This window comes from Heyndrickxia sp. FW510-T9, from assembly GCF_058781025.1.
In genome coordinates this window covers 61,226-88,150 of the sequence record NZ_JBYSWK010000012.1, presented here as the reverse complement: position 1 = coordinate 88,150, position 26,925 = coordinate 61,226, and the positions used below count along the sequence as shown (strand labels likewise).

At 36.1% G+C, this 26,925-nt stretch carries 25 protein-coding genes; 13 read left to right on the top strand and 12 right to left on the bottom strand.

All coding sequences use genetic code 11. The features are described 5' to 3' along the window. The first annotated feature begins 235 nt into the window (after positions 1-235). Together AC3WJF_RS08720 and floT are read left to right on the top strand one after the other, a co-directional pair. Positions 236-778, top strand: a complete 543-nt coding sequence (locus AC3WJF_RS08720) for an NfeD family membrane protein (protein WP_492451236.1) — start codon at positions 236-238, stop codon at positions 776-778. 33 nt (positions 779-811) lie between these two features. Next, entirely contained in the window at positions 812-2,338 is a 1,527-nt protein-coding gene (gene floT / locus AC3WJF_RS08715; RefSeq protein ID WP_492451267.1) for a flotillin lipid rafts scaffold protein FloT, read from the top strand. A 382-nt stretch (positions 2,339-2,720) separates the two neighbouring features. On the opposite strand, the gene mreBH is transcribed toward floT, so the two are convergent. The 4 genes from mreBH to AC3WJF_RS08695 form a co-directional block, all read right to left on the bottom strand. Further along, positions 2,721-3,728 carry a rod-share determining protein MreBH gene (gene mreBH / locus AC3WJF_RS08710; protein ID WP_492451234.1) on the bottom strand — a complete coding sequence of 336 codons (1,008 nt, stop codon included), beginning with the start codon at positions 3,726-3,728 and terminating at the stop codon, positions 2,721-2,723. A gap of 577 nt (positions 3,729-4,305) precedes the next feature. After that, complete coding sequence (locus AC3WJF_RS08705; RefSeq protein ID WP_492451232.1) at positions 4,306-5,142, bottom strand: TIGR03943 family putative permease subunit; 837 nt, start codon at positions 5,140-5,142, stop codon at positions 4,306-4,308. A gap of 28 nt (positions 5,143-5,170) precedes the next feature. Continuing rightward, positions 5,171-6,058, bottom strand: coding sequence for a permease (locus tag AC3WJF_RS08700; RefSeq protein ID WP_492451230.1), 888 nt, complete (start codon positions 6,056-6,058; stop codon positions 5,171-5,173). A 370-nt stretch (positions 6,059-6,428) separates the two neighbouring features. Then, a complete protein-coding gene (locus AC3WJF_RS08695; protein ID WP_492451229.1) occupies positions 6,429-6,941 on the bottom strand; it encodes an acyl-CoA thioesterase in 513 nt (170 codons plus the stop codon). A 480-nt stretch (positions 6,942-7,421) separates the two neighbouring features. Here AC3WJF_RS08695 and hutH point away from each other — a divergent pair, with 480 nt between their 5' ends. Further along, positions 7,422-8,942, top strand: coding sequence for a histidine ammonia-lyase (hutH, locus tag AC3WJF_RS08690; protein WP_492451227.1), 1,521 nt, complete (start codon positions 7,422-7,424; stop codon positions 8,940-8,942). A gap of 225 nt (positions 8,943-9,167) precedes the next feature. Here the strand turns inward: hutH and AC3WJF_RS08685 are convergent, their stop codons facing one another. The 4 genes from AC3WJF_RS08685 to AC3WJF_RS08670 form a co-directional block, all read right to left on the bottom strand. Then, positions 9,168-9,947, bottom strand: coding sequence for a TraR/DksA C4-type zinc finger protein (locus AC3WJF_RS08685; RefSeq protein ID WP_492451265.1), 780 nt, complete (start codon positions 9,945-9,947; stop codon positions 9,168-9,170). A gap of 182 nt (positions 9,948-10,129) precedes the next feature. Next, entirely contained in the window at positions 10,130-11,401 is a 1,272-nt protein-coding gene (locus AC3WJF_RS08680; protein ID WP_492451225.1) for an MDR family MFS transporter, read from the bottom strand. A 156-nt stretch (positions 11,402-11,557) separates the two neighbouring features. Next, positions 11,558-12,793, bottom strand: coding sequence for an aminopeptidase (locus AC3WJF_RS08675; protein ID WP_492451223.1), 1,236 nt, complete (start codon positions 12,791-12,793; stop codon positions 11,558-11,560). Positions 12,794-13,122: 329 nt separating this feature from the next. After that, entirely contained in the window at positions 13,123-13,560 is a 438-nt protein-coding gene (locus tag AC3WJF_RS08670) for an Rrf2 family transcriptional regulator (protein WP_492451221.1), read from the bottom strand. A 347-nt stretch (positions 13,561-13,907) separates the two neighbouring features. On the opposite strand from AC3WJF_RS08670, the gene hmpA reads away from it, so the two are divergent. Beyond that, positions 13,908-15,128, top strand: coding sequence for an NO-inducible flavohemoprotein (gene hmpA, locus AC3WJF_RS08665; protein ID WP_492451220.1), 1,221 nt, complete (start codon positions 13,908-13,910; stop codon positions 15,126-15,128). 49 nt (positions 15,129-15,177) lie between these two features. On the opposite strand, the gene AC3WJF_RS08660 is transcribed toward hmpA, so the two are convergent. Both AC3WJF_RS08660 and AC3WJF_RS08655 read right to left on the bottom strand, forming a co-directional pair. Then, positions 15,178-15,597 carry an RDD family protein gene (locus AC3WJF_RS08660; protein ID WP_492451218.1) on the bottom strand — a complete coding sequence of 140 codons (420 nt, stop codon included), beginning with the start codon at positions 15,595-15,597 and terminating at the stop codon, positions 15,178-15,180. Between the two features lie 110 nt (positions 15,598-15,707). Then, positions 15,708-15,863, bottom strand: coding sequence for a hypothetical protein (locus tag AC3WJF_RS08655; RefSeq protein ID WP_492451216.1), 156 nt, complete (start codon positions 15,861-15,863; stop codon positions 15,708-15,710). A gap of 479 nt (positions 15,864-16,342) precedes the next feature. On the opposite strand from AC3WJF_RS08655, the gene AC3WJF_RS08650 reads away from it, so the two are divergent. The 4 genes from AC3WJF_RS08650 to map all read left to right on the top strand — a co-directional run bounded on the left by AC3WJF_RS08650 (position 16,343) and on the right by map (position 19,637). Then, on the top strand, positions 16,343-16,714 hold the full coding sequence (locus tag AC3WJF_RS08650) for a DnaJ family domain-containing protein (protein WP_492451214.1): 372 nt from the start codon (positions 16,343-16,345) through the stop codon (positions 16,712-16,714). A 219-nt stretch (positions 16,715-16,933) separates the two neighbouring features. After that, positions 16,934-17,728 carry a flagellar motor stator protein MotA gene (gene motA, locus AC3WJF_RS08645; protein WP_492451212.1) on the top strand — a complete coding sequence of 265 codons (795 nt, stop codon included), beginning with the start codon at positions 16,934-16,936 and terminating at the stop codon, positions 17,726-17,728. Further along, the gene (gene motB, locus AC3WJF_RS08640) at positions 17,721-18,512 is read left to right on the top strand and encodes a flagellar motor protein MotB (RefSeq protein WP_492451210.1); all 792 of its coding nucleotides are present in this window, start codon (positions 17,721-17,723) and stop codon (positions 18,510-18,512) included. Before motA ends, motB begins: the two co-directional genes overlap by 8 nt. 369 nt (positions 18,513-18,881) lie before the next feature. Continuing rightward, positions 18,882-19,637: a type I methionyl aminopeptidase gene (gene map, locus AC3WJF_RS08635; RefSeq protein ID WP_492451209.1), complete on the top strand. Its 756-nt coding sequence runs from the start codon at positions 18,882-18,884 to the stop codon at positions 19,635-19,637. Between the two features lie 53 nt (positions 19,638-19,690). Here map and AC3WJF_RS08630 read toward each other — a convergent pair whose 3' ends face one another. Beyond that, positions 19,691-19,912 (bottom strand): DUF1128 domain-containing protein, encoded by a 222-nt coding sequence (locus AC3WJF_RS08630; RefSeq protein WP_492451208.1) that lies wholly within the window; start codon positions 19,910-19,912, stop codon positions 19,691-19,693. A 147-nt stretch (positions 19,913-20,059) separates the two neighbouring features. On the opposite strand from AC3WJF_RS08630, the gene AC3WJF_RS08625 reads away from it, so the two are divergent. Then, positions 20,060-20,884: a YihY/virulence factor BrkB family protein gene (locus tag AC3WJF_RS08625; RefSeq protein ID WP_492451206.1), complete on the top strand. Its 825-nt coding sequence runs from the start codon at positions 20,060-20,062 to the stop codon at positions 20,882-20,884. Positions 20,885-21,331: 447 nt separating this feature from the next. Here AC3WJF_RS08625 and AC3WJF_RS08620 read toward each other — a convergent pair whose 3' ends face one another. Then, positions 21,332-22,504, bottom strand: coding sequence for an MFS transporter (locus AC3WJF_RS08620; protein ID WP_492451204.1), 1,173 nt, complete (start codon positions 22,502-22,504; stop codon positions 21,332-21,334). Positions 22,505-22,737: 233 nt separating this feature from the next. Between AC3WJF_RS08620 and cax the strand changes: the two genes are divergently transcribed. From cax to AC3WJF_RS08600, 4 genes are all read left to right on the top strand, one after another. Next, entirely contained in the window at positions 22,738-23,793 is a 1,056-nt protein-coding gene (gene cax / locus AC3WJF_RS08615) for a calcium/proton exchanger (RefSeq protein WP_492451203.1), read from the top strand. A gap of 135 nt (positions 23,794-23,928) precedes the next feature. Continuing rightward, positions 23,929-24,741 (top strand): YfkD family protein, encoded by an 813-nt coding sequence (locus AC3WJF_RS08610; RefSeq protein ID WP_492451201.1) that lies wholly within the window; start codon positions 23,929-23,931, stop codon positions 24,739-24,741. Positions 24,742-25,054: 313 nt separating this feature from the next. Continuing rightward, positions 25,055-25,231: an SE1561 family protein gene (locus tag AC3WJF_RS08605; protein WP_492451199.1), complete on the top strand. Its 177-nt coding sequence runs from the start codon at positions 25,055-25,057 to the stop codon at positions 25,229-25,231. 135 nt (positions 25,232-25,366) lie between these two features. Then, positions 25,367-26,914 carry a fumarate hydratase gene (locus AC3WJF_RS08600; protein ID WP_492451197.1) on the top strand — a complete coding sequence of 516 codons (1,548 nt, stop codon included), beginning with the start codon at positions 25,367-25,369 and terminating at the stop codon, positions 26,912-26,914. Positions 26,915-26,925 lie beyond the last annotated feature (11 nt).

Sequence of the window (26,925 nt, the reverse complement as noted above, 5' to 3'; positions counted from 1 at the left end):
TTAGGAAAATCATATCGAAAAAATACACCTTTTTTTATATAGACTGCCGGTTATTAGGCAGTATTTTTTTGCGAAGTAAACGGATGTCCATTTCAAGTAAGCACAATGGGAAAAATTTTTAAATTAAAGTGAAACCAAAGTTCCAGATGCTCCGTAAATGTAGGTAGGAAATATAGAAAGGAGAAAGACGACATATAAAGATTATTTAAAAGTTCAATCTGAAGGAATGATGAGAATGACGATATTCGGAACACAAATTGAAACCATTTACTTAATCTTATTAATTGTATCTGGTGTCTTGACCATTCTTTATATTTTTTTCGGTGACGTGCTGCATGGAGTTGGGGAAGGGTTAAGCTTTTTTCATCCAACCTTAGTACTATCATTCATCACGTTTTTCTCAGCAAGCGGATATATTTTCGAGCTTGCAACAAACATGTCGAGTGGCCTTATTATAGCCATTTCGGCTATTATCGCTCTCGCTTTAGATTCACTATTAAATATGTTTGTACTCATTCCACTTTCTTCAGCAGAGGAATCGCTTGCTTACACTGAGGAATCATTAAAAGGGAGAATTGGAAAAACGATCATTTCCATTCCAGAGGATGGATTTGGCGAAGTAGTGATTGAAAGCAACAGTGGTACAATTGCCAAACCTGCTGCTAGTGTTAATAATGATCCAATAGAAGAAGGTAAGCAGGTACTGGTGATTGAAGTAAAGAATAGTGTACTATATGTAGTTTCATATGAAAATAATCAATTACATTATGAAGAATAAGAGACAGGGGGAGAAGGTATGTTTGAATCTGGTATGATCGGAATTTGGATCGTTGTTGCCATTGTAGTATTTTTATTAATCGCTTTAATTGGAGTATTTATTTCTAAGTATCGCACTGCAAGTCCAGATGAGGCTCTAATCGTTACAGGAAGCTATCTTGGCGGAAGAAATGTCCATGTGGATGAAGGTGGAAATAAAGTCAAAATTATTCGCGGAGGCGGTACATTCGTATTACCAGTTTTCCAACAATCCAAGCCATTAAGCTTATTGTCCAGTAAGTTAGATGTTACCACACCTGAAGTGTATACAGAGCAAGGTGTGCCGGTTATGGCTGATGGAACAGCAATTATTAAAATTGGCGGATCCATTGGAGAAATTGCCACTGCAGCAGAACAATTTTTAGGAAAAACAAAACAGGACCGTGAAAACGAAGCGAAGGAAGTACTGGAGGGGCATCTTCGATCTATTCTTGGCTCGATGACAGTAGAAGAAATCTATAAAAACAGGGATAAATTTTCTCAAGAGGTTCAGCGAGTAGCTTCCCAGGATTTAGCTAAGATGGGGTTAGTAATTGTATCCTTTACAATTAAAGAAGTAAGAGATAAAAACGGATACTTAGATTCTCTTGGAAAGCCGAGAATTGCCCAAGTGAAGAGGGATGCGGATATTGCAACTGCTGAGGCAGAAAAAGAAACGAGAATTAAGCGTGCAGAAGCCTCTAAGGATGCACAGAGAGCGGAATTAGAAAGATCAACAGAAATTGCGGAAGCAGAAAAAGAAAATCAAATGAAAATTGCAGATTTTCGCCGTGAACAAGATATCGCCAAAGCGCGTGCTGACCAAGCGTATGATTTGGAAACAGCACGTTCCAAACAGGAAGTTACAGAACAAGAAATGCAAATTAAAATCATTGAGCGTCAAAAGCAGATCGAACTAGAAGAGAAAGAAATCCTGCGCCGTGAGCGTCAATATGACTCAGAAGTAAAGAAAAAGGCAGATGCAGACCGTTATGCTGTAGAACAGGCAGCCGTAGCCGATAAGGCAAAACAAATGGCAGAAGCGGATGCGAATAAATATCGCATTGAATCAATGGCAAAAGCAGAAGCGGAGAAAGTGCGGATTGACGGTTTGGCACATGCGGAAGCACAAAGAGCACAAGGGGAATCTGAAGCAGATATTATCCGTTTAAAAGGTCTTGCCGAAGCAGAAGCGAAGAGAAAAATTGCGGAAGCTTTCGAACAATTTGGCCAGGCAGCTGTTATGGATATGATTTTAAAAATGCTTCCTGAATATGCAAAACAAGTTGCAAGCCCGCTTAGTAATATTGACAAGATTACTGTTGTGGATACTGGCGGTGGCACCGGTGAAGGCGGAGCCAATAAAGTAACAGGTTATGCAACTAGCTTAATGGCCAGCCTCCAAGAGTCGCTTAAAGCATCATCAGGCATCGATGTAAAAGGGCTTTTAGAAAACCTATCAGGAAAATACAATGTTCGCGGCAGTATTGAGAATCTAACAGATACAATCTCGGATGCGAATAAAGCAAAAACGGAAGAATAATAAGTAAAAAGGGAGCGCTAATTAAATGTCGCTCCCTTTTATTATGCTTTTGCGCAAATATTTCTTCTTAAATCTAAAAAACAAGTGGTCATAGCCTTGGATAATGTAAAGGAAGGCATATGGTATTGGAACTTAGCAGATAATAAGTATTATTCCTTAGGAATCTACTATTATTAGCATTGTGGAATAACCGAATTGAATCCTCAACATCTAAACAGCCCGAAAGCGGTTGTTAATAGCCCGAAATAATAATGAAACGGACCGAAATTCGGGATGAATGGCCCGAAAATGCCATGGAACAGCCCGAAACAGGACTAAATACCTAGGGTGAGGATTCGAATAAACTAAAAAAGAGCATCATTGCTCTTTTTCTAGTAATCCATTATTTCGCCATAGGTTGCAAGCGATTTATGAATTTTAATGATTTTCCAGTTCCAATTACAACAGATTCTAATGGATTTGGTGCTAAGTGAACTGGGACAATAATGCTTTTCGCTAACCAGTCTTGCATGCCGTTAAGGAGCGCTCCACCACCAGTTAAAATTACACCGCGATCTACAATATCTCCACTCAATTCAGCTGGGCAATTTTCTAGTGTTGCACGAATGGATTCTAATATTTTTAAGAGAGACTCTTGCATTGCATTTTGAATTTCTGTTGATTGTAATGTAACTGTTTTGGGTAATCCAGATACTAAATCACGACCACGAACTTCCATGGAGATTTCATCGTGATCTACTAGAGCATAGCCAATTTCTATTTTTACTTGTTCGGCAGTACGTTCTCCGATTAAGAGATTATAAGATTTTCTGACATGCCCGATGATATCCTCATCCATTCTGTCGCCGCCTACTCTTATTGTGTTACTTGTTACTACTCCGCCATACGAAATGATAGCAACCTCCGTAGTTCCACCACCAATATCTACAATAACATTTGCTACAGGTTCGTCCACAGGTAAGTCTGCTCCGATAGCTGCTGCAACAGGCTCTTCAATTAAATGAACGTTTTTAGCACCGCTATTTTTCACTGCATCCTGGATCGCTCTTCTTTCCACAGATGTAGCACCAGAAGGAGTACACACAATCACATTTGGTTTTCTCACAGCTATTCCAAGTTGTTTACTAATTTTTTTCATAATAAACTTTAGCATCTCAGTCGTAATGTCGAAATCAGCAATTACGCCATCTTTTAACGGACGGATAGCTACAATTTTTTCTGGTGTCTTTCCGATCATATTTTTCGCCTCTTGGCCAACCGCCATTATTTTATTTGTTTCAGTATTAAGGGCAACGACGGATGGCTCATTCAAAATGACCCCTTTATTTTTACTAAAAACAAGTGTGTTAGCAGTCCCTAAATCAATTCCAATATCAGCATTTGCAAACATGAATTTTCACCTTTCCCTTTTATTATAAATAGTACTTTCCAAATAAAGTCATTGTAGAACAGTGACGAAAGTCTTTGATTTTTTTGTCATTACATATGGCTCTTTTCTTAAACTATGTTGTTTTTGTAAATGGTAATTTTATACCTTCCTTATTCGACTTAAGTATAGTTAGCCTTTTTAAGAAAAGATGCCCCGTTCAAATATTAAATTAGGATTAATACAACTTACGAAAAGTAACAAGCTATACGAAAACAGCCTTACATATAAATCTTCCATTAAGTATAGATGATTTATGAGGGTAATAAGGAATACAATTTATACCATAAGGTGATTGTTACAAATGTAAAGAAAAGAAGATAGTGGGGCTAATGCTACTGCTGAAAAGAATTAAACGAAATACCAGTATACTGGTCAAGCCTTTTCTTGTCATCAAATCTTAAATGTTTTGTAAAAATGTAATAGGGTATACATGATAGCTGTATACCCTATAGTAATATATATTAAGTTCTACTATATTTTAATCCATTTTTTTAAGACTAGTTTCAGCACTGAAAAATTCCACGCCTAATTAGTTCTTTTAATAATTCCGATAAACATACTGATCTTTTGGTACTGGGATCTGGTTTACTTTATCCACTTTTAAAACAGGTATTGTTTTCTTAAACGGTTGGAAGTACTCTGAAGTTAACGTTCCCGTTACTTGCAACCAATCGTCATTATGGTAATGAACATTTTTTGGAAACTCAACAAGCATACCGAATACACCAGAGTCAGCAACACAGTGAATAATACCGAACCGGAAAATAAACACTTGGTTTGCCGCAAGATTTTTTTCATTATAGGCAAAACCCCGGAATTGTACTGTTTTTCCCATGAAATCCCCAGGGAATCGGTAAATCGTCTCCATACCTTGTAGCCAATCTTCATCACTTAAGGTAATTTGATTACCTAGTTTACTAAACTTTTTCTTTGAATTTCCCATTAATTCATCATAGCCGTCTTGCCCATAATAAACACTTGAATCAGGCTGTAGAAATTCATGAATGGCAGAAGTATCTTTGTCATTGTACACATTAAAGTTATATCCCTTGGCTTTAACTATACTTGAATCAAGCGTAGCCACCGGTAAACATAGTACGGAGAAAATCGGGAATATGAGAATAGGCAGCATCACATAATCTTTCCATGTTTTTTGGTGGTGATGATGATCACATCCATGTTCACAAGTCACTTCGGTTTCTTTATCCCCTTTTATATAAAAATACAGCTGAACAATTGTTAGGAAAAAGAGCACAAAGATAGTGATGAAAGAGATATATGAATATTTCATATTAATGTATTTACTAATAGACCCGGTCGCATGCAAATGTAAAAAGAGAAACGAGAAACCAAGTAAAATAAAAAATCGTATCATGTCTCATATTTTCCTTTCTATAAAGTACTCAATATGAAAATTTTGCAATTATCATCGACCCTAAGAATACGAATAAACCTACATAGATAAACAAATAGAAAATAAATTTCGTCTTAAATGCCTGAAACATCATTAGTGTGTTTTTTATATCAAACATTGCTCCAAAGACAAGAAAGGCAACAATGGAGCTTATAGAAAACGTACTCTGGAATGATGAAGCTACAAAGGCGTCTGCCTCTGAACAAATTGATAATACATAACTAAGTCCCATCATGACAAGATGTGAGGAAAATGGTCCGTGTCCGATGGATGTTAAAGTGGACGTTTTCACATAAGTTTGCATAGCAGCTGCGATAAGAGCACCGATGATTAGAAATTTCCCAACAGAGAAGAATTCATCAATCGTATGTTGAATGGTTCCCTTAATCTTCCCTTTAAAACCATTTCCATGATGATGATGGTGATGAACCTTCGATTCTCTCAGTTGTGATGTCTTAAATTGATAGGAAATAATAAATCCTACGATCAATGAAACAACAAAGGAAAGACCACCACGATAAAGTACCATTCTCCAGCTATTTCCAAAAGCGATATAAGTAGAGAACAACACAATAGGATTAATAATCGGTCCCGTTAACATGAAGCTAATGGCTGCATGAAGTGGCACCCCTTTGGACATTAACCTCCTTGATATTGGAACAATTCCACATTCACAGGCTGGAAATAGAGCACCCATTACCGTTGCAACCAGTACCGCCAAAAACCGATTCTTTGGCAAGATTTTTGATATCATTTCTTCTGTCACAAACATTTGAATGATCCCTGAAACAAGGACTCCTAATAACACAAATGGTAAAGATTCTATAAGAATACTAATAAATATTGTATTCATTTGTAAAAAGGATTGACTCGTCATTAATTCGTCTCCTTTTCTAGTAAATTGCTAACCTGTATTATAACTCACTGGCTTATCCTTTGCCAAACGAAATACCTAAAATATGGAGATGGAAGTTATTTGTAAAGACTAAATAAAATACTCCACAATAAATGGATGTGGAGTATTTAGGAACTATTTTAAAAAGATAAAGTATATGTTTTTTACAATATATCTTATTTGACAAGGAAGGTTAGATTCTGTCTAGCTGCAGCGCCTATCGGCTAGCGGATTTCTACGTCTTCTCCCTACGATAAGTCAACATCGACTCGTCCCTCGCCGTGTTTCCTTTATCTCAGTCGAAGACTACGAAATCCGTACGCCGATGAGCAAGCCGCTTACGCTTTTCTTTTTAATTCCCTTTTTGAAAAAAACGAGCTAAATCTTCGCTTTCCTTCTTTCTTTCTTTACGATGTTCTGCTCTTTTGATGGCCGTTTCATTCAACCATATTTCTTCTTCTGTTTCTGGAATAACAGTTGGGATTTGCGTTGGTTTTCCATTTTCATCTAAAGCAACAAAAGTTAAAAATGACAGTGCTGCAATAGACTTTTCTCTTGTCAAAAGATTTTCAGCTGTGATTTTTAGAAAAATTTCCATGGAACTTCTTCCTGTCCGAGAAACCATAGCTTCGATCGTGACGGCATCTCCTATACGAATAGGCTTGATAAAATCCACTGAATCCGTAGAGGCAGTAACAACTGGTCCCCTTGCTAATTTTGTAGCCGAAATGGCTGCTGTTTCATCAATGTATGCCATTAATTTTCCGCCAAATAATGTCCCATGATGATTCGTATCCGGTGGAAATACCTGTCTTGTCTGAACGGTTAAGGTTTCACGCATAAAGATTGTTTGGTTTTCGTTCATAATTGTCACTCCATTAGTTTATTTCATTATAGTATGTTACAAAGGTAGATAATTATAATATGAGTACTCTTTCTTATACTAACACATTAATAAAATAACTTGTTAAAATATGGAACATTTTTAATTGACAAAATACTCAGCTTACACGTATTCTTTTAAATAGGAAATATATTTTTCAAAAAAGGTGAGTACCTATGAGAATAAACTTCAATATAAAAATCGGAGTAATGAAAGGCTTGATCACAAACTGATAATTTGTGACCAGGCCTTTTTCTTTAGTGTGCTACTGTACCAAAAGATGCTCTTTTCTTAAACTTTGTTGTTTTTGTAACTGAGAATTTTAAACCTTTTTATTCTACTTAAGTATGGAAAGACGTTTAAAGAAAAGATGCTCCAAAATTAAGCTAATTTAAGATTTAGAAACATTTACGGAAAGCAACGATCTATGGGAAACAGCCCAAAACAAAAGGAGATGGAAATATGGAGCTTACAGGTAATTCGTTAACGCTTAAATCGGTTTATGAGGTTTTATATAAAAAAGAATTTGTACTTGCCTCTCCAGAAAGTATGGAAAGAGTACAAAAGAGTCACGAGGCTGTAAAAAAAATAGTCGAAGAAAAAAGGGTGGTATACGGGATCACGACTGGTTTCGGGAAATTCAGTGATGTATATATTGATTCCGAGAATGTGGAGGAATTGCAATTAAATTTAATTCATTCCCATGCATGTGGTGTTGGCGATCCATTTCCTGAGGTAGTCTCCCGTGCAATGCTGTTACTACGTGCAAATGCATTAATAAAAGGCTTTTCCGGAGTACGCCCAGTCGTTATTCATCGGCTTTTAGATTTATTAAATGCTCACATTCATCCAGTTATTCCTCAGCAAGGCTCATTAGGAGCAAGTGGAGATTTAGCACCGCTTTCTCATTTAGCCCTTGCTTTAATGGGGGAAGGAGAAGTCTATTACAAGGGACAACGGACAGACACATGGGTTGCTTTAGAAAAAGAAGGCATTCTTCCAATTACCTTACAAGCGAAAGAAGGCTTAGCTTTAATTAATGGTACGCAAGCGATGACGGCAATGGGTGTCGTGGCGTTTTTAGAGGCAGAAAAATTAGCAAGACAAAGCGAACTCATTGCATCCATGACAATGGAAGCACTACAAGGTATTATTGATGCTTTCGATGAGGATGTTCATCTTGTTCGCGGCTATTATCAACAAGTGGAAGTGGCAAGGAGAATTCGCGAATATTTATCAGACAGCAAGCTTACAACAAGACAAGGTGAGCTTAGAGTTCAAGATGCCTATTCCTTACGCTGTATTCCGCAAGTACATGGTGCCTCTTGGCAAGCATTAGATTATGTAAGGGAAAAGCTAGAAATAGAAATGAATGCAGCAACAGATAATCCGCTTATTTTTAATGATGGAGAAAAAATTATTTCAGGTGGAAACTTTCATGGTCAACCGATTGCCCTAGCAATGGATTTCATGAAGATCGCAGTTGCAGAATTGGCTAATATATCGGAAAGACGAATTGAACGATTAGTTAATCCGCAACTAAATGATTTACCTGGATTTTTGAGTCCTGAACCTGGCTTGCAATCAGGAGCTATGATCATGCAATATGCTGCCGCAGCCTTAGTATCAGAAAATAAAACACTTGCACATCCTGCCAGTGTGGACTCGATTCCATCGTCAGCAAATCAAGAGGATCATGTCAGTATGGGAACGATCGCCTCAAGACATGCGTATCAAATTTTGCAAAACTCAAGAAGGGTATTAGCTATTGAGATGATTTGTGCCATGCAAGGTGCTGAATACCGAGGAGTGGAAAAAATGGCACACTCAACAAAAGATTTTTATGATAAAGGACGTCAAATTGTCCCTAGTATCATAAAGGATCGTATATTCTCAAAAGATATTGAAGCAATGTCAGCATGGATGAAGGAATCAGATGAAACGATATTGGTCGATACGAAACAAGGTTCCAAAGTTCAATAATATAAAAACAGGTGCTGTTATGTGGCACCTGTTTTTAGTTATAAGAAGTTAGCGTAATCCCTTTTTTTGTTTAATCTCGCGAATATTGGCTGTAATCTCGTGAATCTATTCAGTAATCTCGCGAAACTTGCGATTATTCTCGCGAATTTAGGGTTAAATCGCCCGAATTAGTACTTTGGAACTATTTTACCTCTTTAAGTTTGCAGTGTTACCTGCGTTAAATCTTTAATGACGGGAATCACTATCGTCATCCTCATCCTCGACATATGGATCATGCTCAGATCTTGGCAAATCTCCAAATGTCGTCATGATATTTTCCTCTTCTAATACATCATTGTATTTCTCATATTGATCATTACGGTATATATATCGGTAATTTCCCTCGATATCTGTCCCGACGAAATTTTCGAAGTCTTCCACATATCCTACATTTTCATCTGAGTCAATGTACATTTCATCATAATGTTCAGGAGGATTTACAAAATCTGAAGGTGATTCTGATGTTCCCCATTTCGCAACGTCCTGCCAACTATCTTCTGCATCGTACGCCTCGGACTCGTCCAATTTTTCATCGAAATTAAATTTCCCCCATGGAGGCATAAGCACGCCCTCTTCAATGGGACGATTAGTGGATATCGTACGATCTGGCGTATGATCGATGCAGTATAGTGTCTGTGGAATAGCTTCCAAACGTTCAAGCGGAATTTCCTTCCCACACTCAATACATTTGCCGTAGGAGCCTTTTTGAATCGCATCTAGTGCTCGCTCTATGTTTTTTAATTCATATTCACTATGTTCATTTAAGGCAATATCTTTTTCACGCTCATAGAGCTCTGTTCCTTCATCACCAGGGTGATTATCATAGCTGGACAATTCACCGACTGCATCGTGTGGATGTCCAGCTTCTAAACCGTAATGATCATTTTGCTTAAACTGTTCTTCAAGTTCATCTTTTGCCTGTTGGAGCACAGATTGGAAGTGAGATAACTGTTCTGAAGTAAGAATAACAATCACTTCTTTCATATAAATTCTTCATCTGTCTGTATTATTTAACAAAACAAAAGAAAACATGACTGTAAAAAAGTTCATATTAGAAAAGCGCAAGAGCCTTGTACATCCGCTGTCGATAGGCGCTGTTGCTAGACAGAGAATTAAATATACTTTTTAAATTAAAAAAAGGAAAGCAATTATATTTGCTTTCCTTTTTGCGTTTCAAATTTGCGAAATACTACGGAATAAATCCCAGCACTCAATATAGCTAATAATGCTAACACAATAAAAGTGCTATAATAACCTATCCAAGATGCTAGTGGGATGGAGATTGGAGCAATGGTCCGACCAAAAGTATAACGCAAACTTGCAGCAGCAAAATATTGGCCACGCATATCTTCTGGCGCTAATTTTGAGATAAAGCTTTGCTGAATTCCGGCAACCATTAGTTCAGCAAATGAAAAAATCGCCATCGATAGGATAAAGCCCCAAACAAATGGAAATTGACCAAAGAAATAAATCGAAATTGCATATGCTACACTTGATAATATGAATACATGTTTTTCTTTATATTTCGTCATCCATCTTGTAACAAATACGGTCAACAGAGCAACAAGTAATCCATTTTCCGAAAGGATGAGACCAAATGTCTGCTCACCAGTCATAGAAAGGTGAAAGTTTCCTAAGTCAAAAAGTGTCGCATGTTTTACCTGTTCTTTAATAAAAACAGGGAAGAGAAGATCCAATTGCATAAAGGTTTGGGCAATAAGGATACCAGCAATGATAAATAGGAAAAAAATGCGATCCCTCATGATGATGTTATACGATTTAAGCTGTAATATAATGACCTCAAACCACTTTTTCCCTTTATCAGCATTGTGGTCATTTTCATAAATTGGTGAAGTTTCACGTGTATATTTTAATAAAAGCATTCCTAAAAATATACAAACAGCGCCTGCAATAACTAGCAACTGAAAACGGTAATAAGTAAAAAAGATACCACCTAATATCGGACCGATTACGACTGAAATATTAATGGAAGTGTAGAAAATGGCAAATACATCACTGCGGTCTTTTTCCTTTACGACATCGGCAACCATCGCTTGGCTTGCAGGGTAGTAAAAAGATCCGAAAACACTAGCAATGGAAAAACAAAGAAAGCCGAGCATTGCGGAATGAAACCAAGGAGAATTAGAAAATCCAAAAACGAGAAAGGCTATTCCCTGACCAATTGCCGAAATTACCATCATCCTTTTTCTTCCAAAACGATCTGCGTAATAGCCGCCAAGCAAATTTGCTATAACGGAAAATACCTGTGAAATAATTAGAAGCATTCCGGCAGTATTTTTTCCAAATGATTCTGTAAAATAAATCGTCAAAAACGGAAAGAACATCCAAAAGGTTAAATTCATCAAGGATTCCCCGATTAGACGTATTTTTAAGTTTTGATCCCAATCACGTATTCTCATAGTTGTTACCTCAAATCTTTACTATCAATCCTAATATCATATATGAAAAATTTTTGGAAAACAATAGAATGGAGGAAAAATTGGTTATTGTCGGAATAATTGGAGTTGCACAAAAAAACTCCTACTGTTTTTTCAGCAGGAGTTTTTATCATAGTATCAAAATGCCCAATCACCATTACGGAAAATTGGTTCCGTAGTACCATCTTCTTTGATTCCATCAATATTCATTTGACCAGAGCCAACCATGAAATCGACATGAGTGATGCTTTGATTTAAACCATGCTTTGCAAGCTCGTCTTTAGACATTTTCTTACCGCCCTCAATACAGAAAGCATAGGCACTACCTATAGCAAAATGGTTTGATGCGTTTTCATCAAATAATGTATTGAAGAAAAGGATATTGGACTGAGAGATTGGTGAGTTATGCGGAACTAAGGCTGCTTCACCAAGATAATGTGATCCTTCATCTGTTTCCACTAACTGCTTTAAGATTTCTTCGCCTTCTTTTGCCTTTACATCGACAATGCGGCCTTTCTCAAAGGTAATCGTGAATTCATCAATAATATTTCCACCATAACTTAAAGGCTTCGTGCTGGAAACGTGCCCGTCCACTGCATCTCTTTGTGGTACTGTAAAGACTTCTTCAGTAGGCATATTTGCCATAAACCCATTGTTTTGTTCATTGGTACTTCCTGCTCCTATCCAAAGATGCCCTTCAGGAAGACCAACTGTTAGGTCCGTGCCAGGTGCAGTATAGTGAAGCGTTTTATATCGCTTTTCATTTAAGTATTCCACTTTTTTATGTAATGTTTCATCATGCTCTTTCCATGCTTGTACAGGATCTTGTAAATCTGTGCGAGTCGCTTTAAAGATAGCATCCCAAAGCTTTTCAACACTTTCCTCTGCTGTAGGAGCTTCTGGAAATACTTTCTCAGCCCAAGCTTTTGAAGGGGCAGCTATAATACTCCAGCTAATTTTGTCTGATTGAATGAACTGGCGATATTTTTCAAGCGCTTGTCCAGCCGCTTTTTGGAAGTTTGCAATACGATTTGGATCTACACCTTTTAATAGGTCTGGACTAGCAGAAACAATAGACAAAAACGCTGCACCGTTTTCTGCCAATTCGATTGTCTCTTGTGCACGCCATTTTGGAAATTCTGTAAATGTTTCATCCGGTGCTAGATCATATCTTAAACGGGAAACAGTATCATCATTCCAATTTACAACAACATCCTTAGAACCTGCTTCGTATGCTTTTTTTACAACAAGACGGACCAATTCCGCAGCTTCAATGGAAGCATTGACTACTAGTGTTTGTCCCTTTTGAACATTTACCCCAACGTTAACCGCTAATTTTGCGTATTTCTCAAGATTTTCTTGAAAGTTATTCATATATGTATTCTCCTTTTCCTTCTTTTCAGAATGTTCTATTCTATTTTAGCAATCCGGGGTTATGATAACAAGTAAGTTAAATTTGTTATCTTTTCAATCCTGTGCTGATGGAGTATATAAAAGATAGACTTTAAATGAAATGCTGTTTTCGCAAAGATTGTTGCTTTCGTATAAGTATATAATCTTTGAAATGGATAGGATTCGCGCTCTTTTCTACATTCCGTTTTTCATTAGTTAGCAGAAAATTACCGTAAAAATCCAACTGCCGATTTTTACTCATATATAAATAGCAACAAAGTTTAAGAAAAGAGCCAAATGAAAAGAAGGCACTATTTTGTGCCTTCCTCAAAAAGCTGACGATAAATAAGCGGGTTTTGAACGATATCTGCTAATGTATAATCGTCTAGAACCTGAAAATATGCGGAGAGAGCCTTATGGAGCATATGCTTGAGACCGCAAATTGGTGTTAAAATACATCCGCCACCATCAAAACACTCCACAATCTTAAAGTCCTCTTCCGTTTTGCGAATGATAGAACCAATATTAATTTCATTCGGTGGGAGAGCTAGCTTAATTCCTCCATTTCTGCCTCTAATCGTCACAATCATTCCCATCTTTCCAAGATCATGGGTGACTTTCATTAAGTGATTTTTGGAAATTCCATACACTTCCGCAATCTCCTTAATATTAGAGAGCTTAGAAGACTCCTGTGCTGCTAAATATATTAAAACACGTAAAGAATAGTCTGTGTAACTCGTTAATCTCATATATATCACCTATCAATTAAGGCTGTTTTTGTATAAATTATAGCTTTTCGTAATTGTTTAAAATCCAAAAATTAGTCTTCGTTTCGGGGCATCTTTTTTTTAAAAGGGTTACTTATTTTTAATCCGAATGAAGAAGTTCATACTATTTTTCTTTTACAAAAGCGACAAAGTTTAAGAAAAGAGCCTTATCTAATGTAAATATTATAACTTTTTGTCTAATCACTGTCCAAAGTGTGACAACTTGTTTAAAGATGTATTTTAAATATTGCTTTTGGTTTTAAAACGAGTTAATTTAAGTGTGTAAATTAAATATGTATTTTAAATATATCTTTTGAGGAGAGATCAACATGTTATCACAAAAAACAATTGATATCGTAAAGTCTACTGTACCTGTATTAGAAACACATGGATCAACGATTACTTCTACTTTTTATAAAATGATGTTTGCTGAACATCCAGAGCTATTAAATATTTTCAATCATGTGAACCAAGCCCAAGGTCGCCAACAAACAGCATTAGCTAACACCGTTTTAGCTGCGGCAAAATATATTGATAGGTTAGATGCAATTGTTCCAGTAGTGAATCAAATTGCTCACAAACACCGTGGACTAGGCATTAAACCAGAACATTATCCAATCGTCGGGGAATTTTTATTAAAAGCAATTAAAGAAGTCTTAGGCGATGCTGCTACAGATGAAATCATAAATGCATGGGCTGAAAGCTATGGAGCAATCGCACAAGTGTTTATTGATATTGAAAATGGTATGTATGAAAAAGCAGAAGTACAAGAAAATCGTTGGATTGATTTTAAAGAATTTGAAGTAGTGAAAAAGATAAAAGAAAGTAATGTCATCACTTCCTTTTATTTGAAACCAAAGGATGTGAATGGGGTTCCAACATTTATCCCTGGACAATACATTACTGTAAAGGTGAAAATCCCAACTGAAAACTATATTTTAAACCGTCAGTACAGTTTATCATGTGCACCAGGTCATGATTATTACCGCATATCTGTTAAAAGGGAAGTGGACTATAATCCGAATGGAATAGTATCTAATTATCTACATGATTGTATTAATGAAGGTGATACACTAGAAATCAGTGCACCTGCTGGGGTTTTTACATTAAATGAAAATGAAGATGCACCAATTGCCTTAATCAGTGGTGGTGTCGGTTCGACACCGATGATGAGTATGTTAGAAACACTTGCAAATAATGGGTCTAAACGAGAAGTGTCATTTATTCATGCAGCACGAAATGAAGAGTATCATGCATTTAAAGATGCAGTAGTGGAAATTGTTAACAAATTAGAAAAAGGGCATGTTTATTTTGGCTATGATAAACCTTTAAATAAAGAAGGAAATCATCAATTTGAGGGTTATATTACGAAACTATACTTACAAAATATTATAGATATAAATACCGTTTGCTATGTTTGCGGTCCTGTACCATTCTTAAAAAATATCGTAAAAATCCTCCAAGAAATCGGTCTAAAGGAAGAAAATATTCGTTATGAATTTTTTGGACCTGCAATGGATTTAGATGCAGAGCCTATTGCGGCAAAATAATACAAACAAAAGCTTGAACATCCAAAATGGATGTTCAAGCTTTTGTACTCTAATTCTCTTTATATGGAGGGTTGTAAGTTACATATGTTCCTGCGATGAAATCATGAATTGATCGTTTATCTTCACGAATTCCAATCATAAAGGCACTGACAATTACACCAATCCCAAGTGTTAAGGGATACACAAGTAAGACAACAAGATTTCTTAACAACATCGTACCAATTGTAGGCACACTACCATCTTTTTTTACAATACGAATTTTCAATGCTCTTTTCCCTAATGTATAACCAAACCATACAATCGGCAAAATAGTTTCGTAAATAATCTGGATAATATTTGTAATAACAACGCGAGTATCATTATTATGTATACCTATGAAGAGCAAGCCTATAATCATAACTACAAATGTATCTAAAATAAGTGCAATAAAACGACTCCCGAAGCCAGCAGGATTTTCAATCAATTTCATTCCCCCAAAAAATTGATATATGTAATTTTTTCTCTATTATATTATAAAAATATTAGGAAATGTATAAAAATAATATCCCCATTTAGAATGGGGATAAGCTTAAATAATGTTTACTCTTCTTCAACTCGATTTTTAAAAGCTTCCCGGATTACGATGAATTCCTCGTCTCCAATTCTTTCCTTTTGATGTTTTTCGGCGATGCTATTTTGTGGAATGTCACCGGGGTGACTTTTTTGTTTGTGATTAAAGGATTTGCCGCGAGCCATAATACTCCTCCTTCTAAAGTTCATTCTTTGTTAGGCTACCCTTTCTATATTTGATTATCCCAAATAAAAAAGAATATATTGAAAAGGTAAGAAAGAATAAGTTTTTGGTTATTTTATTATTCAATGAGTATAGTCTGTGTCTAGCTACAGGTGAAATTTGCACTACAATTTCAATAGCGCCTATCGGCTAGCGGATTTCTACGTCTCCTCCCTACGATAAGTCAACATCAAGTGAAATTTGAAGTGCCAATTTCAATAGCTCGTGAACTACCTCAGCACGGTTTCCTTTATCTCAGTCGAAGACTACGAAGGTGAAATTTAAAGTGCCAATTTCACTCATCCATACGCCGATGAGCAAGGCGCTTACGCTTTCCTTTTAAAATGTTGGAATATTGTCAATTATTCTTTTATACGGAATGATTCAAAAACGTTATTTTTCTATATAATAATGGTATAACATGTCGGAAAGGGGTAAGCTTATGGATTTTTTTAGAATAATAGAGCATCGAATTAAAGAAGGTCAAAAAAATGGTGATTTCGAAAACCTTCCCGGAATTGGAAAGCCTCTACCCGAAGACGAATTTGCAAATCTTCCAGAAGATATAAGAATGGCCTATCGTATTTTGAAAAATGCCGGATACACACAAGAAGAATCTGCATTAAAAAAAGAAATGATGTCCATCCAAGATTTAATCCGACAATGTGGAAACGAACAAGATCAAACAGAATTAAAAAATGAACTGAATGAAAAATTACTTAAATATAACAGTATAATATCTAAACGAGGTGTTAAAACAAATTCCTCCCTTTTTAAAAACTATGAAAGAAAAATTGAAAAGAAACTATTGTAATTTACTAAAAAAACAGGAATTCGGTGAAACTCCTGTTTTTTTATGTGTAAAAAAGATTGTTGCGCATTCTGTTTGGACAAGTCAAAGATGTGCCGAATTTATATAATTGATGAAAAATAAATGATTTTGTCGAACTTTCAGCTAAAAGCTCTTAAAGAAATTCCATTGTTAGCCGATATAAAAAGAAGACTTACATTCATAAATAATAGGGTGAAAATTATGGACAAAACATCAGTTATCGGAATTATTCTAGGTTTTTTGGCTGTAGGAGTCGGAATGGTTTTTAAAGGGGTAAATCCTTCCGTGATTATTAATCCCGCAGCATTATTAATTATTATTGCTGGTACTATTGCAGCAGTAACGATTGCTTTTCCCTTAAACGAAATTAAAAAGGTACCCAAGCTTTTCAAAATTTTATTTTCAGAGCAAAAACTTTTAGATGGAAAAAGTATTATAACCTTGTTTTCGGATTTGGCACAATTAGCGCGAAAGGAAGGATTATTAGCTCTAGAAACCAAACTAATGGAAGTAGAAGATCCATTTTTGAAAAATGGGCTGAGCCTTGCTGTCGATGGACAAAGTGCTGAATATATTCGTGATGTGTTAAGTGAAGAAATTGATGCAATGGAAGAGAGACATCAAGCTGGTGCTGCGATTTTCTCGCAAGCAGGGACATACGCACCTACACTAGGTGTTTTAGGAGCCGTACTCGGTCTTATCGCTGCTCTCGGTAATATGGACAATACGGATGAATTAGGGCGAGCTATTTCAGCAGCATTCGTGGCAACATTGCTAGGTATTTTCACCGGTTATGTATTATGGCATCCTTTCGCAAATAAATTAAAACAAAAATCAAAGCAAGAAGTAAAAGTAAAAGAAATGATGCTGGAAGGGATTCTATCAATTCTTGAAGGCGAAGCACCGAGAGTCATTGAACAAAAGCTTGCTTCTTATTTACCATCAGATGAACGCAAGAAGATTCTTAGTGAAAGCATTGAGATGGTCAATGAGTAGGCGAAGAAAGAAGGGACATGAAGAACATCATACTGATGAATCATGGCTCATTCCATATGCAGATATATTAACATTATTGCTCGCGCTATTCATCGTTCTATTTGCAATTAGTTCTGTAGACGCCCAGAAGTTGCAAAAGCTTTCGAAAGTCTTTAATGGGATATTTGTAAGTGGTGCTGGGGTACTTAACTATACAAAGCCAGCACCTGTTGATAGCATTGATACAACCACTAATGGATCTAAGCAAATTGTGGATGTAACACATGCTAAAAAGTCAGATGAGAATTTAAAGAAATTACAGGATCAGGATAAAGAAGAATTAAAAGAACTTCAGGCAAAGGTAAATGCTTATATAAATGAAAATAAACTTCAAGGTATGTTTGCAACTTCTTTAACAGATGAAGGATTATTATTAACGATTAGAGATAATGTTCTATTTGACTCAGGACTTGCAGATATTCGTAAAAAGGATGTTAAAACAGCGAAAGAACTTTCCAATTTACTTGTTATGGATCCACCGCGCTCTATTATAATAAGTGGACATACAGATAATGTTCCAATTCATAATGCTAATTTTCAGTCCAACTGGGAATTAAGTGTGATGAGAGCTATGAATTTCATGAAAATAATCTTAGAGAATCACAAATTAGACCCGAGATATTTTAGTATAAAAGGTTATGGTGAATTTAAGCCAATAGCAAGTAATAGTACGGCAGAAGGCAGAGCTAAAAATAGACGTGTTGAAGTATTAATCATGCCAAGGGTAAAAATGACGAAAGAGTAGTGGAGGCTTTTTGTACAGAGGGTACAGAAAGCTTTTTCTTTTATTGTTTTCTAGTAATCGACATGTATTGATTTCTCGGGAAATAAATAGAATTTTGTCATTTGATATGAAATATTTTGTCATTAGTCTGCATTCACGATATGATGGTAATGAGAATTCACATTATAATGGGAATGACATACATATAGATAGGTAAGACAGTTTTCGCAATAATAGTTGTTTCTCGTTATCGGTTAAAAATCCTAAGTAAGCTTGGTTTCGGGGCAATTTTTCTTACCAAGTTTATTCAATTTTAATCTAAATAACGTTTACAAAAGCAACAAAATTTTAAAAAAGAAACATAGGTAAAGAAGTGAAAGGAAGATCCATATGATTACTTTAAAATCACAGCGTGAGATAGACATGATGAAAAAAGCAGGAGAATTATTAGCGAGAATACATAAAGAAATCGCTAAAATGATTAAACCTGGAATATCAACTTGGGAAATTAATGAATTTGTCGACCAATTTCTAGCGGAGAATGGCGCAACGCCTGAGCAAAAGGGGTATAAAGGTTATGAATATGCGACATGTGCTAGTATAAATGATGAAATTTGCCACGGGTTTCCGAGGAAACAGTCTCTACAAGAAGGAGATATTGTCACGATTGATATGGTCGTTAACTTAAATGGAGCCTTAGCAGATTCAGCATGGAGCTATCCAGTTGGGAATATTAGCCCCAAATCAAAAAAGTTATTGGAAGTTACGAAGGAATCATTATATAAAGGAATGGAACAAGTGAAAGTTGGAAATCGCATTGGGGATATCGGCCATGCCATCCAAACATATGTAGAAGCGCAAGGGTTTTCCGTAGTCCGCAATTTTATTGGTCATGGAATCGGGCCAACTATTCATGAAAAGCCTGAAGTTCCGCATTTCGGCCTTCCAGGAAAAGGACCACGTATAAAGGAAGGAATGGTATTTACAATTGAACCAATGGTCAATATTGGCGGCTTTGAAACGAAGATGGATAACAACGGCTGGACTGCACGCACGAGAGACGGTTCGCTTTCCGCTCAATACGAGCATACAATCGCAGTAACGAATAATGGAATCGTGGTAATTACGGATCAGGAAGATTGTTAATATATATATAAAACGGCATCTAAGAATAAAATAAGATGCCGTTTTTTTATATCTTATTTACGCAAGCTTCCTAATTCCTCTACAATTGCCTGCATTTCATTTGGACTAAATGTATTTTTTTTCATCACCATTTGATAAATATCGTGTAAATCATCATACATTTCTTCATTATAGTTTGTAGCTTTTATTGCATCTGCATTGACCATTTTTAATTTAGCAGTTATTTGTGTAATCATATACTCAATATTTTCATGCGTTTTTTCAGTTAAATTCATATTAAACATCCTTTCCTTTTAAAGGCTATTACTATATTTTCACGAATTAAGAAAGGTGTCAAATAGAAATTAGTTGGTTAGATGTTTTTTATCTCTTTAACTAGGGAAAATAACGAATAAGCATTGTGAATATATGAGGTGAAAAGAATGGGGAAGGATTATATTTCTTTTATTAAGAAACTGATAAAAAGAATTGATGCGAACGATTTAAATGGAGTGGCTGCACAGTTAGCGTATTTTTTCCTTTTATCTCTGTTTCCGCTTTTATTGTTTATGGTGTCATTACTTTCATACCTTCCGCTAACAACAGAAGATTTAATTAACATTATCCGTGATTTCGCTCCTCAGCAAACACTTGCCATGATTGAGACAAATCTTCAAGAAATTTTGAACAATCGAAGTGGAGGGTTGCTATCGTTTGGAATTATTGCGACACTTTGGTCTGCATCTTTAGGAATGAATGCCATCATTAGAGCCATGAATCGGGCATATGAGGTAGAAGAAACACGACCATTTTACATAACAAGAGGCCTATCCATCATCCTTACGATTGCAATAATCCTCGTAATATTAATTGCATTAATTGTACCAATATTCGGTGAAATATTTGGGGTTTATATTTTTTCTTATTTCGGTGTATCTGACCAATTTGCAAATATATGGAATGGGATAAGATGGCTAATAAGTATTATCATTTTATTCATTGTATTTATGTGTCTATATTATATAACTCCTAATAAGAAAATAAGGTGTTTAACCGTTATACCCGGTGCTGTTATTGCGGCAATAGGATGGGCGCTTGTATCTTTTGCTTTCTCCTACTATGTCTCCAATTTCGGACATTACTCAGCAACATATGGAAGTTTGGGGGGTATCATTGTTTTAATTCTCTGGTTTTATTTAACAGGTTTTATTTTAATGATTGGCGGAGAGATAAATGCGATATTAACTCATAGGAAAAAAAGCTGTTAGGAATGGCTCATTTCAAAAATGTAGTTGTTTTTATAATTGTAGATCTTATGAATTTTTCCATTCAGAATTAAAATAGGTAATCCAATTAAAAGATGCTAAAAAGGTAATTAAACTTAAAAACAGTCTAGCCAAAAGATACCACGAAAGCTTTTCAAGGAATTGCTGAAACTAATGGTGCAAGACCATTTCCAACTGAAAAGAGGAGATACGAATGGGTAAAACCAAACAAAATAAAAACCAAAAGCCTAAGGGGAAAACATCCGGTTCTGCTAACGGACAAAACGGTTACCATTAAATTTGTTGTTTTTGTATACGGACAATAAAGGTAACAACCTTAGTTTTGGTGAAAATGAATAAAAAGATGCCACGAAACAGCTTAGGATTATAATAATGATGAAAACAGCATTAAATAGAAGAGGAAGGTGGTAACACGTCCACCTTCCTCTTCTATTTTTCCCTAACACTTACAAGTGACTTTTGTCCGAAGGTTAGGATGATAATAAAAACAATAAACAATATAGTACTTATAATATGAAAAAAGCTTATGTTTTGGAAAAATTGAATAAAAAGTCCGCCGATAAAAGGTCCTCCCAAACTTCCTATACTATAAAAAATTCCGCACATTAAATTTCCTGTTGGTAATAAGGTTTTTGGCATTAGGTCGGCCATATAAGAGATCCCAAGTGAAAAAGTAGAACCAACTAGCATACCTGCGATTAACAAACAGATAAGGAGTCCGGTAGTGGAGCTCTGCACGAAACTTGCCGTCGTAAAACAAACACTTCCAAAAAAGAGAATGAAAATTAAAATGTTTCGGCGTCCGTATTTGTCACTCATCATACCAAGTGGAAGCTGAAAGATAATCGCTCCAACTGCAAATGCTGCTAATAGCAAGGAAACACTCTTCACATCAATGCCGTTTCTTAATGCATAAACCGGGAAGCTACCATTCAAGGACGACTCTAGAAAACCGTACCCTAGTGGTGGAAGAAATGCGACCCAGCCAATCTTTAGTGCAGATGAAAAACGTTTAATCGTTTTGAAAAACGAATTAACACCGATCTCTTGATCAGGAAATTCATTTTTTAAAGTGAAAATAAATAACCATCCAATTAAGCATAGGAGAGAAGAAATGATAAACGGCAAGGATTGATTTATTTTAACAAGTGGTGTCATTAAAGGACCTACTGCAAAACCAATTCCAAAAAATAATCCGTATAAAGAAATGTTTCTTCCTAGCTTTTTTGGTGAAGAAAATGATGTAATCCATGTCTGGGTGGCGAAATGCAAGGCATGATCCCCAACTCCGATGAGTAGACGTAAGAAAAACCAAAACCAAAATGTTTTCCATAAAGGAAAAGAAATTAATGAAACGACGACTGCAAAGCCACCAAATAAAATAATGGGTTTGTAGCCAAATTTTCTTAACGGCTGCTCCATGAATGGTGAAGCGATAAGTGTGCCAATATAAAGGGCAGTTGCATTAATTCCATTTAAGGAGGATGGTAAGCCACCCTGTTCAAATATCACAGAAATTAAAGGAAGTAGCATTCCTTGTGAAAATCCCGAAATTGCAACAATACTAACTAATATCCAAAATCTAAAATTATTTTTCCCCATATGTATTCCCTCGGTGATCTATGTTTACTTTACCTAACATGATACATAAAATGTCCTGTTAATGAAATGTAATTAAACAAAATTCTACTATTTCAATTAATAGCCAATTTTTTTCTGAAGATTGAACATATCATTGTAGTATGTAGACATGACATAGGAGAATATCTTTCCTGATTTTTCATTCGTACACGGGTTAACATAATAGTAACAATGCTGTTTATTAGGAGGAAATTATGAACAAAGTCTTCGCGTTAATGGTTTTCATAGGTGTACCTATTTCAGTAATTGGAGCCATCTTTCATTGGCCAAGTGTCATTATGTTTATTATATATTGTTTGACTATCATTGCCTTGGCAAGCTTCATGGGAAGAGCTACAGAAAGCTTAGCAATTGTAGCCGGCCCGAGAATCGGTGGATTATTGAACGCAACGTTCGGCAATGCTGTTGAATTGATTATATCTATTTTTTCAATACAAGCAGGGTTAAACGAAGTAGTACTAGCTTCCTTAACCGGCTCGGTATTAGGGAATTTGCTGTTAGTAGCAGGAATGTCCTTCTTGGTTGGAGGAATTAAATATAAACGTCAAAATTTTAATGTATACGATGCACGTCATAATTCTGGTTTATTGATATTTGCAGTCCTTATTGCTTTTGTCATTCCAGAAGTATTTTCCATGAATCTTAACTTAACGAATACAATCCATTTAAGTGTTGGCGTTGCGATAATATTAATTTTGCTTTATTTGGCGGCACTGTTCTTTAAATTAGTGACACATAGAGGAATCTATCAGGACCCTCAAGTTAGTAAGGAGGAAAAAGAAGAGGAGCCGGAATGGAAAAAAGGAAAAGCCATTACTGTATTATTTGTTGCAACCGTTGCAGTAGCATATATCTCAGAAAATCTCGTACATACTTTTGAGTCTGTAGCTAAAAGCTTCGGCTGGAGCGAGTTATTTATTGGGATTGTGATTGTGGCCATTGTTGGAAATGCTGCTGAACATGCCTCAGCCATTTTAATGGCTTATAAAAATAAGATGGATGTTGCGGTGGAAATTGCTTTTGGTTCCACATTGCAAATAGCTATGTTTGTTGCACCTGCGCTTGTCATTCTATCGTTATTTTTCCAAAACCCAATGCCACTCGTATTTACTATGCCAGAACTTGTCGCCATGGCAACCTCTGTACTACTGTCGATTATTTTAGCAAATGACGGTGAAACGAATTGGTTTGAAGGTGCAACCTTAATGGCAGCATATATTATTATGGGAATTGGATTTTATTTATTATAGGGAATGAGACCACTTAAGTTTCGAGGAGCTAAGTGGTTTTTTATGCTCCCTATTCATTTTTCATGGATAAGAAATAACTAGAGTGGAAAGATTAAAAACAAATGAAAACTCATCTTACGAAGGGAGTCTCTCAAAATGAAATGGCAAAGGTTTGTACTTGTGTTTTTATTAATATTTTTATCTGCTGCGCCAAATGTCTTTGCAAATAAAGGAATCCCTCCATCAAAAGGGATGCCAAAGATTAAGATTCCTTCTTCTGTACTAGATATAACGAAGGAAAATACGTACCCAAATCCAACGCAAGACCTACCATATTTACAGCCAAGTGAGTTTACAAAAAAGGTTTTACAAACATCGAAAGTAAAAATTGAGAATCCAAATTTAATCAGAATTTTAAATGAATCGTCAGTTAATAATTCACCACTATCCATTGGCTTAAGAGCCACTATCTATTTAGGAGAATGGCCATTAAATTATGAATCAATGGAAACATCACCAAATTGGCAATATCAAAAAATAAACACTAATTATTTTGATAACCGCGGTGGAAGAAGTAATTACCAAATTCATTATGTCCAAGAAGCTCAAAGAATTGTTAGAGGCGGACTCACCGCAAAAGTAGCAAAAGCGGATGATGTAAAGAAAATGATGCTGTTGAAAGCAATGAATACAACCCATCTTCCTCTTGCCTTTGAAACGATAATAGGTGGTGGAACCAAGAAAGACCGTGTCTATAATATTCCTCCGAAGAGACTCGGATACCTTTATGCCTATGCACCAGCTATTAATGAAAAAGGGAAGGTAACATATGGCGAAGTGTATTTAGTCTTAAAAGGGAAACAGAAAAAAATCATGATCAAGAACGTAACATCCCAGGGGATTGGAGCCTGGATTCCGGTGCAAGATCATGTATCCTTTGGATTTCTTGCATCTGACCACCCAAGATAAGATTCAAAGACCAATTCGTTGGTCTTTTTCTTAGTGGAAGGATAGTACTAAAGTTACAATTCGTGCAGTTCATGGTAATTTTCGTGCGGTTGAACTCATATTTCGTGCAGTTGCGGGAAAAAATTGTGCAGTTCACATCATGTTTTGTGCAGCTCATCGAAAAATCGCTAAAATGTAACAATTTTTCCTTAATAATTGCACATTTATTAATCTCTGCTATCATGATTAAGTAGGTTTCTTTGAGTGCGAATCGTTTTTTGTTTAAAATTATATAAAGTTTAACATTGGAGTATTGACTGAAAGGAGAAACATCATGGGAAATGCCGTTCATGATAAAGAATCACAAGTCGAATATTTGAAGCATCGTTTAAATATGTTTCTTGAAGTAATCGATTCCATGGATCCAGAGGAAACAGAGCTGGAAGATATCGATCGCTTGATCCAAATGATAGATGACTTAGAGCTTAAGTGCGAACAATTTAAAAAGTAATGATTGAGGTCAACCTGAAATGGTTTGACCTTTTTTCATACCATAAATCTCTTCTTTAATAAATCCCTTGATAAGAGTATAATGGGAGGCGGAAATATACATATATAAGAACTAAGCTGCAAGGGAGAGAAGAAAATGAACGTAGAAAAGTTTCAAGAGAGTATGTACCAATTAATTGTGGAAACGTCTACAAACTTGCCAAAGGACGTTCGCAGAGCTGTAAAAAAAGCAAAGGAAAGTGAAAATGCCGGCACTCGTGCAGCATTAAGCTTAGGAACAATTACAAATAACATTCAAATGGCGGATGAAAATGTTTCGCCCATTTGTCAAGATACTGGTCTTCCAACATTTAAAATCAAAACGCCTGTTGGAGTAAATCAATTAAAAATAAAAGAGGCAATCTACAACGCAATTGCCCAAGCAACAAATGACTCTAAACTTCGCCCAAACTCAGTTGATTCGTTAACAGGAAAAAATAGCGGAGATAATCTTGGCGGTGGAACACCTGTTATTAAATTTGACCAATGGGAAAAGGATTACATTGATGTTCGTCTTATTTTAAAAGGCGGCGGCTGTGAGAACAAAAATATCCAATATAGCCTCCCCTGCGAATTAGAAGGCTTAGGCCGTGCAGGACGAGACTTGGATGGAATCCGTAAATGTATCCTTCACTCCGTGTACCAAGCTCAAGGTCAAGGCTGTAGTGCTGGATTTATTGGAGTCGGAATCGGTGGGGACCGTTCATCTGGGTACGACCTCGCGAAGGAACAATTATTCCGTTCTGTGGAAGATGTAAATCCACATGAAGATCTAAGAAAATTAGAAGATTACATTATGGAAAACGCTAATGAACTTGGTATCGGTACAATGGGATTCGGTGGTGAAACTACCCTTTTAGGCTGTAAAATTGGAGTTATGAATCGTATTCCTGCAAGCTTTTTCGTATCTGTTGCTTATAACTGCTGGGCATTCCGTCGTCTTGGAGTAACAGTGGATCCTGAAACAGGTGACATTAAAGACTGGCTGTATCAAGAAGGCGAAAAAATTGAATTTGCTAATATTGCAGATAAAGAAACAGCTGCATCATCTGAAGAACAAACAAAAGTAGTAACTCTTAAAGCTCCAATTACAGAAGAACAAATTCGTGAATTAAAAGTAGGGGATGTTGTTCGTATTGATGGACGTATGTATACTGGTCGTGACGCCATTCATAAATATTTAATGGACAACGACGCACCAGTGGATCTTAATGGTCAAGTTATTTACCATTGCGGACCTGTTATGGCTAAAGACGAAGAAGGAAACTGGACAGTAAAAGCTGCTGGCCCAACAACATCCATTCGTGAGGAGCCATATCAAGGCGATATCATGAAGAAATTTGGTATCCGTGCTGTTATCGGTAAAGGTGGTATGGGACCGAAAACCCTTGCTGCTCTTAAAGAACATGGTGGAGTATATTTGAACGCAATTGGTGGTGCTGCACAATATTATGCAGACTGCATAAAAAAAGTCGATGGTGTTGATTTAACAGAATTCGGTATTCCAGAAGCAATGTGGCACTTAAATGTAGAAGGCTTCACTGCAGTTGTTACAATGGATTCTCGTGGTAACAGTTTACATGCGGATGTAGATAAATCCTCATTAGAAAAATTAGCCGGGTTTAAAGAGCCAGTTTTTAAATAAATTGTAAAGAA